The 11,610-nt window shown below is 54.8% G+C and carries 11 protein-coding genes; 5 read left to right on the forward strand and 6 right to left on the reverse strand.

The window, feature by feature from the left end:
• Positions 1–539, reverse strand: a 539-nt coding sequence (locus DXC52_RS09240; RefSeq protein ID WP_147330620.1) for a hypothetical protein, incomplete at its 3' end; no start/stop codon positions are given.
• A 134-nt stretch (positions 540–673) separates the two neighbouring features.
• Between DXC52_RS09240 and DXC52_RS09245 the strand changes: the two genes are divergently transcribed.
• Positions 674–1,027, forward strand: a complete 354-nt coding sequence (locus tag DXC52_RS09245; RefSeq protein ID WP_117747011.1) for a hypothetical protein — start codon at positions 674–676, stop codon at positions 1,025–1,027.
• On the opposite strand, the gene DXC52_RS09250 is transcribed toward DXC52_RS09245, so the two are convergent.
• From DXC52_RS09250 to DXC52_RS09260, 3 genes are read right to left on the reverse strand one after another with little or no spacing between them, the layout of a single operon-like run.
• A complete protein-coding gene (locus DXC52_RS09250) occupies positions 1,014–1,847 on the reverse strand; it encodes an S-4TM family putative pore-forming effector (protein ID WP_117747012.1) in 834 nt (277 codons plus the stop codon). The genes DXC52_RS09245 and DXC52_RS09250 overlap by 14 nt on opposite strands.
• Positions 1,831–2,565: an RloB family protein gene (locus tag DXC52_RS09255; RefSeq protein WP_117747013.1), complete on the reverse strand. Its 735-nt coding sequence runs from the start codon at positions 2,563–2,565 to the stop codon at positions 1,831–1,833. The genes DXC52_RS09250 and DXC52_RS09255 overlap by 17 nt, the downstream gene beginning before the upstream one ends.
• Positions 2,555–3,763: an ATP/GTP-binding protein gene (locus DXC52_RS09260; RefSeq protein WP_117747014.1), complete on the reverse strand. Its 1,209-nt coding sequence runs from the start codon at positions 3,761–3,763 to the stop codon at positions 2,555–2,557. Before DXC52_RS09260 ends, DXC52_RS09255 begins: the two co-directional genes overlap by 11 nt.
• Positions 3,764–3,903: 140 nt before the next feature.
• Between DXC52_RS09260 and DXC52_RS09265 the strand changes: the two genes are divergently transcribed.
• From DXC52_RS09265 to DXC52_RS10425, 3 genes are read left to right on the forward strand one after another with little or no spacing between them, the layout of a single operon-like run.
• Positions 3,904–4,998, forward strand: coding sequence for a hypothetical protein (locus DXC52_RS09265; protein ID WP_117747015.1), 1,095 nt, complete (start codon positions 3,904–3,906; stop codon positions 4,996–4,998).
• Positions 4,986–5,735 carry an SEC-C domain-containing protein gene (locus tag DXC52_RS09270; protein ID WP_117747016.1) on the forward strand — a complete coding sequence of 250 codons (750 nt, stop codon included), beginning with the start codon at positions 4,986–4,988 and terminating at the stop codon, positions 5,733–5,735. The genes DXC52_RS09265 and DXC52_RS09270 overlap by 13 nt, the downstream gene beginning before the upstream one ends.
• Positions 5,736–5,763: 28 nt before the next feature.
• Positions 5,764–6,207, forward strand: coding sequence for a transposase (locus tag DXC52_RS10425; RefSeq protein WP_370446176.1), 444 nt, complete (start codon positions 5,764–5,766; stop codon positions 6,205–6,207).
• Positions 6,208–6,811: 604 nt separating this feature from the next.
• Here DXC52_RS10425 and DXC52_RS09285 read toward each other — a convergent pair.
• Positions 6,812–9,049, reverse strand: coding sequence for a hypothetical protein (locus tag DXC52_RS09285; RefSeq protein ID WP_117747019.1), 2,238 nt, complete (start codon positions 9,047–9,049; stop codon positions 6,812–6,814).
• 183 nt (positions 9,050–9,232) lie between these two features.
• Between DXC52_RS09285 and DXC52_RS10430 the strand changes: the two genes are divergently transcribed.
• A complete protein-coding gene (locus DXC52_RS10430; RefSeq protein ID WP_368159231.1) occupies positions 9,233–9,433 on the forward strand; it encodes a transposase in 201 nt (66 codons plus the stop codon).
• Between the two features lie 328 nt (positions 9,434–9,761).
• Here the strand turns inward: DXC52_RS10430 and DXC52_RS09295 are convergent, their stop codons facing one another.
• Positions 9,762–11,462 carry an AIPR family protein gene (locus tag DXC52_RS09295; protein WP_117747021.1) on the reverse strand — a complete coding sequence of 567 codons (1,701 nt, stop codon included), beginning with the start codon at positions 11,460–11,462 and terminating at the stop codon, positions 9,762–9,764.
• Between the last annotated feature and the right edge of the window lie 148 nt (positions 11,463–11,610).

The raw sequence follows: 11,610 nt of genomic DNA on the forward strand, positions 1-11,610 counted from the left end.
CCGCCGCCGCGCACGGCCATACGGGCGGCGATCACGCCGGCCACGGCCTCGCCCGTGACATTCGCCCCGTCCGCCCGGGCATCGACGGCGCAGCCGTCCACCACGAGCGCCTGAGAAGCGTGGATCGCGCACTGCGAGCCCGATGCCGCCAGGGACCCGGTGCCGCGAAGCGTCAGGTCGCCCCACACTTCCATGCCGCACTGCGTGATGTCCGCATCGGGCGCATGCGACTCGACCACCGAGTTGCGCCCGGAAAGCGTCACGACCAGGTCGCCGTCGGCGCCGATGGCGTCGCCCGCGTAGCCGTCAAGCTCCAGATGGCCGGCATCGGTCCAGGTCCAGCCGGGGCCCGACACGCCCGGCCCGTAGTACGTCGCGCCCGCGATGATGAGGCTCTCCGCGCCCGCGGCATAGGAAGGCCCGCCCAGCAAGACGCATAGGCAGGCCATGGCAGCGATCGCGATGTGATGACGGCTGGTGTGGGACTCGGCGGCAAACATACCCGCTCCGATCTTCGCAGGAGCCAATTGAATGTGCACCAGAAAATGCCCTGGTAGCAGCAGCTATCAGTTTAGCGAGATCGATGCGGGAGCAAAGAGAAATCGCGTGAGGAATATTCGCAATTAGGTGTAAATCGTTTTGCCAGTCGGTGAAAGGAGGAATCGACTTACGAATGCTCGGTAGCGTCGACCTTGCCGATTCCAACTGGTTCGGGCTCGACACGAGCGACTACAGCTTCGTTTACATCGCCTCGTGGAGCACCGGCAAGAAAATCTCCGAGTTGCGTGCATCGCTCAACATTGTTCGCCTGGCGTCACACGGCATCATCGACGGCATCGAGGAACAAACACTTGGGACACGAAAACCGGGGGAACGGGAACGTGAAGAGATGGGAAGGACGCTACGACGCGGTACCAGGCACCTGGTACCGCGTCCGCTGAGAGCCGAACCACCGAGAGGGCCGTCGATACAAGCCGATAGAATGCGCAAACTAAGAGACATCGTTCGATTTGTCAGTTCACCGTAGCTGCTTCGTCTATCTTCTTGGAAAGAGCGTACAGCCAATCAGGAACAAGATAAGGCGCTTTTCTGTACTCGAAAATCTTTTCCTGAACTTTCAGGATATTCTCTCTCGAAGATAGCCTGAACGATGACAAAGAACCCGCAAGTGCCCCAACCCTAGTGAAAGCATCACGGTATTCAAAGAATCTCTGAACCATCCACTCTATAATCGAGAATAGGAAAAAGAGGTTGAAGGGATTGATATCCAGGCAGAAAACCAAAACGGTCAGCGCAGCAGCGACAATAACCGCGCCGCAGATCTCGATGCATATACAGCGTTTGAACAAGCGTTTTGTCCATTCGGTATTTTGACGTTGGCATCTGGTGATTGCGTCACCCGGCCTTGCGCCCTCGATGTCTACTGAATACCAGTTATCAAGTCTTAACTTGCCGTCGTCGTCACCATGACGTTCGCGATAGCGCCCAGCCTGAAAAGCGATTCTCCTGTCGTCTCGGCACACGTTCTCGAATTTGATTCCGAAGACATCCGAATCGAAGCGCTGCTGCATGGCAGCAGCTTCGTCGATAAGGTACATGGACCGCTTTGGCAGGCAGTTGCCTGCAACCACGGTCGCAATCCAAACCAGGAAAAGAGCCTCCCAAGGCACGTTCAGAAAGATCTGTGCAACGGTAACCCCTAGCGGCAGCAGAAGGCAAACGCAGGCATTCACCAAGTCCACCAGTTTCGCATCCGTATACGTCTGGCGCTGAGCCGCCAACAGTCGTTTGCTCTCTTTACTGTTTTGAATCTCGCTGATCCTCGCGCCACTATTCAACACGATCACCTAACGCTCCAGAGTTCAGGTAGGGCAGCAACTCCTTGACAAGCAAATGGACCGCCGTGCCCGGATTCGAGTCTGCAGGAGCAAGGCCCCTATTGAGCTTCTCGAGCCTCTCCGCATTCGAGATAGCCATACGCATGCGGCCTTCGAGGATATCAAACATGTCCGTTCGGTTCTTTTCGTACCTGCCGAAACCCTCGGCGCATAGGTGACGCGTGAGGATGGGTTCGTAAGAACCTCTGTCCAACGCGGAATCGACGTAGGCGAAGTGGAGTATGTACCACAGCTCGAAGGCCTCGTTGGTCCACGCTGCGCGGTATACCGTGCCTTTGTCACTTGCGGATGCGCAGCGTTCCTCAACGGCGTTGAAGTCGCGGGAAGGGAAGCTGTCCTTGTCATAGACGACCCAGACCTGCGTGAACCCATCGGGATCAGCAATAGCGATCGCCCTTGCCCTCTCAAACAGCGATACGGTGTTATCGCCCATGCCGCACACCCGCAGCGTCACGTACTCGCCATGATAACCTGCGTTGATTCGCTTCCTGAAACTCTCGAAGTAATAGGGCTCAGTCTTGGTTCCCTCGGTAACGATGAGGTAGCGCTCGGGGCGGATCTTGATTGAGGGAGCTGCGGCGCGCGGCTTCCCCCAGCTCGCCCTCATCCTCTTCGCCGTGCTCTCCTTCTTCTTGACCTCGCTGTGCTTCGGGGGCTTATTGCTCATCGCAACCGCCCCATTCCAACATGCTCCTGAGGTAGGGATCGGCGCCATAACGACCCGCGAGGTATTGCCTGTCGTACGCATTCTGGGTGCGGATGCGCTTTCCGTCGATGTCAGCGATATCGGAAAGCGAGTACAGCGTTGATGGGCCTTCGGGGGTCTTAGCTGCGAACCAGATCTCGTCGCGTCGGAAGACGGAACTGTTGAGGATCGTCATGTCGTGCGACGTGAGCACCAGCTGCGCGCCGTTCTTGTTGATATCCCTGTTCGTGAACAGCATAATGAGATACCGGAGGAGCTTCGGATGAAGTTTCGCGTCAAGCTCGTCGGAAACAACAAGGCAGCCGCTCTCGAGCGCCCTGAGAAACGGAGGAACGAGGTTGAGCAGTTTCCTCGTGCCGTTCGACTCCTCGCCGAGCTCCAGCTCGGTGCCGTCGCTCGACTCATGCGTAAGGTAGATCTCCAGGCCCTCATCGTCTTTCTGGTAACGGATTCCCGTGATGTCAATGTCCATAGCGTTGAGCATACGCACTATCAGCTGTCTCTCTTCGTCGCCCCTCGGCTCCATAAAAAAGTCCTCGAAGGACGATTCAGAGTAGTCGAGGACCTGGCAATCGAGGAACCAGCCGAACGCCTCCTCCACCGCCTCTATATCGTAGTTGATCGCCAAGAACGACAGGTAGGGCATCATCGAGTCGACGTCAATGTTCACCCCCTTGCGCCTCAGGGAGGAGCCGAGTTCGACGGCGCCGTCAGTGCGCTCGAACAGCGTGGCCTCCGCCCCCCTGCCCGCCTTTCGCCTATGCAGGTACTCCTCGACCACCTCTCCGCCGAGCACCGAGAGGATATAGCGGTATGTGTAATCGCCGACCTGGAAAATTACGCAGAACGTCGTCGCTTCGGACCGGCTCTCCGCCTCGAAAGCGTATGGCCGGCACTCAATATGGGGCGTCTTCGAGAGACGCGCCCTCAGGACGAGATACGGCATGGTGATCAGTCGCTCCAAGCACGTGAGGGCTTGGAGCACGCTGGATTTTCCCCCGCCGTTCGGACCGTAGATCGCCGCAATCGGAAGGAACTTCTTTTTACCCGAACCCGGGATGAGCGTCTCGGCATGCTCGTCAATGGGAGCAGCGGTCATCTGCAGAGTGGTCTCACCCCGGTAGCACTTGAAATTCTCGAATGTGAACTCGATAAGCATTTTAGTTCCTTAAATAATGTATCTGTACAATGTCTATGGTAGGAATCTTACCATTCCTTTGTTCCAATTTCAAATTGTGGTAGATTGAATGTAATAAGAAACATTTGAAGCAAAGATGCCATGCGCGGAACGGAGTAGAGATGAACGAGATCGAAATCAACAATATTCTGTCGAAAGGCGCAAACCTCCTCGACATCACACCCTCGATGTTCGATGAGGCGACGTCCCATTACAAGGCTGTAGGAGAATTCTTAGGAAACCACGGCATCGATGCGGACATATCGCCATGCGGCTCCATCTTGACAGGAACCGTGGTGAGGCCCTATTCCGAAAACGAGGACGCGTACTTCGACATCGACGTCCTCATGAATCGTCCGGGCTTTGACAGCGCAAACAACACACCCGGGGAAGTCAGAGACCCCGTCGATGAGACCCTCCTCAAAAGCGACAGGTACGGCAACATGGCGAAAGAATACGACGAGTGCATCACCGTTGAATACGTAGCCAACGGAATCGAGGGAGGGTTCCGACTCGATTTGAACACCTGCATAGACGACAAGACTTGCAAGACGCGCCAAGAGTACGCGGACAGTTCGGTCTCGATGGCGTGGAAGAATCCCGAACGGTGGCACGGAAGCAACCCACGCGGGCTGTGCCAGTGGTTCATCGACAAGAACGAACGCTTCGCCGCCGTGGAAAGAGCCCAAAGGAAGGCCCGAATCCTGAAGGAAAACCGAAGCCTCTACGCATCTATCGAAGATGTACCGGACTCCCTTGACCGCTCGGAGATGCAGAGAGCGGTCCAGGTTCTGAAGCGTTCTCGGGACGAGTTCTACCATCGCTGCGGTAAGTCTGAGAAGGCACCGGCATCCTGCGTAGTCACCGTCATCATCGGAAAGGTATCCGATCACCTGCCCAACAACACAAAGGCGATCGAATTCCTGGAAAGCTTCATCCAATGCGCGAGATCACTCGCAGCAGCACGGAGCCTACCTAATCCGGTTTACGATGAGGATCTGCTCCAAGAATGGGATGACGAGAGTTTCGCGCTCCTTACATTATGGGCAGAGGAAATCGATCGAAGCCTCGGCAACCTGCGCTGCGGAGCGCGGGCGAAGGGCGGCGCTGCAGCCGAAGCCATCTTCGGGAGCAAGATTGGAAAAAGAGCAATGCCCGTTACAGCGGCAGCCGTCGTTCCTAGCGTCGTCACTCCCTTGAAGCCATGGTCGATGTAGCGATGACCAGCCCCGAAAGGGCTATCGAGGAGCTGCTGAAAGTGCGCACTGGATTTAAGCGCGAAACTGGACAGCAGGGAAAGGTCATCCTCACTGGACCATACTCTCTTGACGCGACCTACAATGGCGTTCGCTTGGCGGAGGATTTCGACCTTCAACTGGTTGTCCCAGGCGACTACCCTGCAAGCCTCCCAACGGTCAGGGAGACATCCGGCGTCATCGATCCCGGGTACGAGCATCTCTACCTTAACGGGACCTTCTGTCTAGGGGTTCGGGGTGAGTTACTCCTGGCCCAACTTGAAAACCCGTCCCTTGTAGCGCTTCTCGATGGGCCGATCCGAAGCTACCTGTACTCTTATCTCTTCCGAAAAAGATACGGAAACTACCCTTTCGGAGACAGAGCTCATGGAGTCCGGGGGATCCTTCGTTACTACGAGGAGCTTTTCGGGGAAGCGGATTTTCCAACGATCATGAAGCTGCTTGGGGCCGTCTGTTTCGAAAACTACCGCGGACACCTCCCCTGCCCGTGCGGATCGGGACTTATCGCTAGAAAATGCCATGGAGAAACCATCCTCAAGCTCAAGAAGAGCGGAGCGACGGAGGCCTTCTCTTCCGACTTTACAACAATCGCGTGTGAGCTGACCTATCTGCAGCAATCGGCTGTAAAAAGGGAGCAAGCACTTCGTCAAACCCTTATAAGCCTCCCTGGAAAGTACCGCGCGTCGAATATTGATTAAACAACCGGATTCCCTGTCCGCCGTCCCGGTGCGCGAGCTATACCATCTTGCATGCGACGAGATAGCGGGCTTTTGCCTGAAGGCATCCGCCTTACTCAAGGAAGCGGAGGCAGATGCCTTGGCCTACCTCAACTTCTCCCATGCGCATCGCAAGCGCCTGTGCACCAACAACGTGCAGGTGCGCGCCAGCCGAAGACTCGAGCGTCGATCCCGCGTGGCGCAGGTGTTCCCATCGAGGAGGTCCCCCATCCGCATGCTCGGGGCCGTGTTTGCCGAGATGGATGAGGGCTGGGCATCGAGGCACAGGTTCACCGAGGATTCGATCGTGAAGGCATATGGGAAGAACGCGGGCGTTCCGGCGGGTTCCTGCACGGGGGGGGGGACGCCAAGGAGCATGCCAAACGCATTATCGAGCTCGTGGTGGAGGATAATCCGACAGGAAGGAAGGCGGCATGATGTTGGGACAGGATGACGATTGGATTCTAGGCGATAGCACCAACAATCGGGACGCTGCCCAACCGATGGTTGCCTTTCGGGAAGTGTCGAGAAAGATGGTGTAAATCCCGATCCGAAGCGAGTCGGCCCGGCGTTCTAGAATCCGGAATACGGTTGAAATCCCATGCCGCCTCGACCCTGCCCACAAGCTCGACGCCGGACTCGAGCATCTTTCCGGCCTCCGCCTCGAGCCGCGCCCAATCGACGGGACCGTCGATTCCCCGGGTGCGTCCGTCGTCGCAGGGCTCGTCCGTCCTCGCCTCCGTGAAGTACTTGGACTCCTGCCATATCTCGTCCTGTCCGCACATGACCGCGCTTGCGAGACGCACCGGCGAGCCCGTGGAGGGAAGCACCGGCACGACGCGCGACCTGTGCTTGTTCTCTCAGTTTGTCCCCTCCTGCGCGTAGTTGGTGCGCAGGCGCTTCCAGTGGGTCGGCAGAAAGTTGTTACCGTCAATGGGAAATCGGTCAATTGGGGCTAGATGGATAAATCAGGCAGGGCCATTGCAGCACTACGTGCCGAAAACTCGGCCAGCGACGAGAAGTTTGTGAAACGTTTTGTGAAGCGTGGCAGGACGAAGCTACCTCTCGGCAAAGGTACCCCAACCGCCGGCAGGAACGTCGACACAGCTTTCGAGGTAACTCTTCATGATGTCTTCCAATGTGGGCACGCGTCCTTCGGCCAATATGCCCAAGGCATCCAGCACATCGAATACGGCGGCTGCGTCATCGACCCCGAGGAGGTCTTCGTTGCACAGGTCCAACCTCGCACCAAGCACAGTATACCCGTGCTGCACAGCGACCCTCGCAAGGGTATCGTCATCGGCAACCAGCGGGTGCCTTTGGATCTCGACAACCAGCCCATACCCTTCGCCGGGCTTTCTGGAATCAAGATCGAACGCGAGCCCGATCTCTTGGACGACGAGCCACGTTTCGGCATATAGCTTCCCTTCCTCGTCCAAGAATAGCCTCGTCATGGCGGGCACGACATCCCCATACCCAAGAAACTTCCCGCAAAGAAGCGTTTTCGACAGGGAAGAAACCTTCGGATAGCGAGACAGCCACGCCCTGCCCTCTCGAGTTTTAAGCAAGGGGCAAACCTCTTCGGGATTTCCAAGCATTTCCGTAAGCATGTAGAACCTGGCACAGAAGGCGGCGGCGGTAATGTTAATCCGAATGCCGGGCGCGTAATGGCTCATCGGAGTCTCGAAGCCGGAGGCCCTTTCATACGCGCCTCTGCACTCGGCACGCATACCAAGCAAGGCGTAGCACAGGCTCATCTCGAGATAGGGATATCCGAGGGACGGTTGCTTGTTGAGCGTAGCGAGGCGCTCTTCGGCAATCGAGAGCTGCATTTTTGCCACCTCGGGTTTGTCGTACAGTGTCAGCCGGGCAAGCTGCCATCGACACTCGAGCGCCGCCATAACCTGCAAGCTTCCCTCAAGGAGGCCTATAGCCTCATCAGTGTACGACACGGCGCGCTCAACGTTCTCTCCCACCATTAAGGCTAGGGCAGCGCGTTCTCGCAGCACTTGGGAGCGCCGCAGAATCGCCTCGGGAGGAAGGCCATCCTCCATCACATCCAAATCATGCTCCGCGTCCCCATCCTTGAAATACCGCATTACGCTCTCAGCCAAAGTATTTAGGGAGCGGTCATCCACCGCCAAGCCCGAAAGCATCGCCCTCAGGTTCATATGGGCATAGTAACGTGCATCGGGGTCGCTCACGCACAAAAACCGATCGCATCCTTCGAAGAAATTGAGCACGGGGGCGGGGTCGAGCCCGTCGGCCCACGCGATTCTTCCCAAGCTCGCCATAGCGACGACGCGCTGTTGCTCGGAAAGGGAGGCATTGCTGAGGGTGCTTTCGACCTCGGCCAAATACAACTTGTTCCTGTCCTCGATGCTTGCCCCTATCTGCCTCATGAAAAGAAGCCGCAGATTGAAGAGCTGCCCAAAATCGTTGGGGCCAATCGGCGCAAGCGCCTTTTCGCATTCCTCAATCAACCCCCACCCTTCTTCAATGCCGCCATCAGGCAAGCCGATTTTCGTTTTATTCAATGTTGCATTCTCAAACAGAAGCAAGAGGAACGACTTATTCCGAACGCCCAGACGCTTGGCTTCACGATACGTCTTCTTGAACTCGTCGTCGGCGACTTTGAACTGACCGTTCACGATATAGCCAACCGCGCGGTTGTGCCAAAGCTGGACTTTGATGAAAGGGTCTGTCTTGTCGGATATCTCGGCCAAGGCGCTTTCGAGTTCCGCTTGCGACCCAGCACGATCGCAAGCGGAGTTCGCGATAATATGGAGGGCGAAATGCCTGAAAGCCGGTTCTAAGTTTTCGTCCTCAAGCATCCTTTTTGCAACGCCGTTGTTTCCCAAGTAGATGTTGCAGAAAATCCTGTCCTTGTCGAGGCAGGCGAGCTGCCTTCTGGACAGTCGATCACGGTCAACCGAGTTCATCAGCCTGAAGGCAGCTACGTAGTCGCAATCGGGAAGAGAGGGATCAGCCTTGCCCACTATGTCATCTAGCCGCTGCGCACACCAAAAATAGTTGGCGGGAAGAGCGAGCAGACACACCGCGAGAAAAACCGATGCCACACCCGTCAACCATAAAAGGCTAAGCCTAACCGATGCAAACAATGCGACGAACGCCAGTGCCACAACAAAGATATCAGCCTTGTAAAACCGCGCCAAAGCCTGCTTACACAACCACAGCAACGCCGGCGCGACGACAATCGAAACCGCCAGGATAGAAAGGGCCGGGTCAGGCCCCGTGATGATATCAATCGCAGCAAGGATATCTTGGAACCCCATAATCCTCCGCTAGACTCGAGTCCAATACTCGTTTGCTATTGTAGCTTGCATTCTATAGTGATCTTCCTTCATGTAGTTTCAAATAGAACACATGTTTTGGAAATTGTTTTTGCAATGACTGGGATATCCGCAACCCGCCGCCAGCATAAAACGCGCATTGTGAGAATTACCTGATCAGCCAGTTTGCAAATACTACCAGCGGACTGCATATGCCAGCTCGATTGCGAGCTACGAGGGCTTCGCGGCGTGCGCATGTTCACCGGCGACAAGGCCGTCGGCATGGTCGGCTCGCTCGCCGAGATGTTCCCTGGGGCCAAGTGCCGGCGCTGTGCAGCGCACTTCATCCGCATACAGTGGTCTACTGCCCCTGCGCCCTGTACATAGCCTCGGTTGTCTCGTGGGCGCCGGCCGCCGTCAGGGTGGCGCCGTGCTCATGGCACGCCGTCCAGACGGGCTCGCCCCCGAAAAGCCGTACGAAGGCGAAAAGTAAGGCGAGAAAATGGCCTTCCTGTTGCACCTGATTGGAATGGGTATGGGGCTGTGCACGCTCGTCGCCTACGCCTGCATCAAGGTAGGGGCTGAAAGCGAAGCGGTTGACGACGCGAGCTGATTAGTGATCGTCAAACTGTTCGGAACCGAACGAAAATAGAGAGGCCCTTTGCAAAAAGGACCTCTCTGCTGATGGCATTCTAGAGAACAGCCCTGGATTGCCCTAAGGCAACAGTAGTGAAATCTTTTCCTTGACCTTACTTGCCATGGCGTAAGACTTAGCAGCTTTGGATGTTCCGCCAAGGGCCAGATAAACATCCATCACCATGTCCGCAACAGTTTGAATAATTTCATCTGAAAGCTTGTCAAGGTCGAGATTCTCTATGTCACCAAATGTCAGGCTATCTTTATTGGACAACATGGAAGCAACGCCCATTATCACGTAAAATCTTATGTCGCTTATTTGGGAACCCTCTAAGTCTCTCTTAATTTGTGGAAACTTCAGGCAAACCTGTTTTCCGAGACTAGCGGCTCTGTAGTAAGCCTCAAGGTTGCCATCCTGCCCAAATATTTTCTTATATTGAACTTCGTCAGACAAAAGTGTCGACGGTCTTGCCCTTGCCTGATCCGGCCTGCCGAGAAGTATCGACATCATGCATTGCGCAAGAAAGGAGAGGGTTACGATCTCTTCTCTCTTCCTCCCCTGGTTTTTGTAATAGTTCTTCCGCCTTTCGTAATACAGTCCATTTCTTTTCATGTAGAGTTCTATCTGGATATGGATTTGGTCAGTAGCGCGAAGCGATGTCTTTTTCACCTGAGTTTGGTTGTTCGTCGCCAGTATCACTCTGTTTCTGGTCTCATCGCTTCCCGGCACAAGGATTTTTACCATCACATTTCTGGAATCTTCGGCGTCTTCTGTGCGAGACTCCATAAATTTATATATTTCATACGACGTTTGAAGTCCATTAACGATGCGAGGCTCTTCCATTTTCACTTCTGCTCCTGCTATTTGGTAGGCTTCAGAAGCCAGTATCGTTACCCCGTTGTTGAGCCACCAGAAATCGTCTTCGCTAGGATGCTCCAACGTTTCCCTGATTCCTTTGTTGACTGAAACATTTCCCTCGTAATCTCTGACGTTCGCCTCAAAAAGATAGCTACGGAGCTGTCCTTGGTCGTCAGTGAGGAAGCGGTAGTAATCCGACAAAGACACCAGGCCAAAGACATCCGTTCTCTGAGGAACTGATGCATAGGACCCCGAAAAACGCATAACAAGCCCACTCTCTGCGGGAGGCGACCAGATGCGCATCAATTCGTCTGCTCCAACTAAAACACACGAAGAACTAAATCGGCTTACGCCGACGATTTCGTCAATGGCAGCGGGAAGCTGCTCTTTCTGAATCTTAACGCCGTCCGATGGTGAATCCGCATTCGCGATGTACACGAACTTCATTCGGATTTCGTTTCCGGCCATCGCCGCCGCTTGAATCGCTTCTCTTATTCTTCCAAAAGTATCGATAACGCGATCAGAATATTTATCGTCGAAATCATTTAAGTTTTTATCGAATGTCAGAAGGTCATTGCAGGTGTCCTTCCACTTCAAGAACGCGTCTTCTTTGAATGATTTTGAAACCTTAGTCTGAAGAATAACAATTTCAACCCTTGATCCACGATTGATGTAGTTTTGAATCTGGACATCCTCACTCAAGAAATAATTGTTGGCGAAGATGTAAATAGCATCGCAGCCCCCGTCTCGCGACCCTCCAATGAGCCCTTCCGCTATCTCATCGTCGTCAAGGTCGTATGGAGCCATGTATCGAGAAGAAGCCAACAGTTCAAAGTAGTCCCCTTTAGAACTATATTCAGTCTGCTTAGAGAATTCGTCCGAAATGAATCCGTCTATCAGAATCTGGCTGTTGGTTGGCATTCTTCCTCCCAAAGATGAATAAGCTAATGAAATGATACGACTTTTATGATTTTAGTGTAAGCACCAAAACAACCGCGTCTTAACAGCCTGATAAGCTCCTTGATTATCGACTTCATCCGAACACCTCCCACATTCATCCGTACATGTG

Origin of the sequence: Collinsella sp. TF05-9AC (genome assembly GCF_003438495.1) — a bacterium.
Classification (GTDB): Bacteria; Actinomycetota; Coriobacteriia; order Coriobacteriales; family Coriobacteriaceae; genus Collinsella.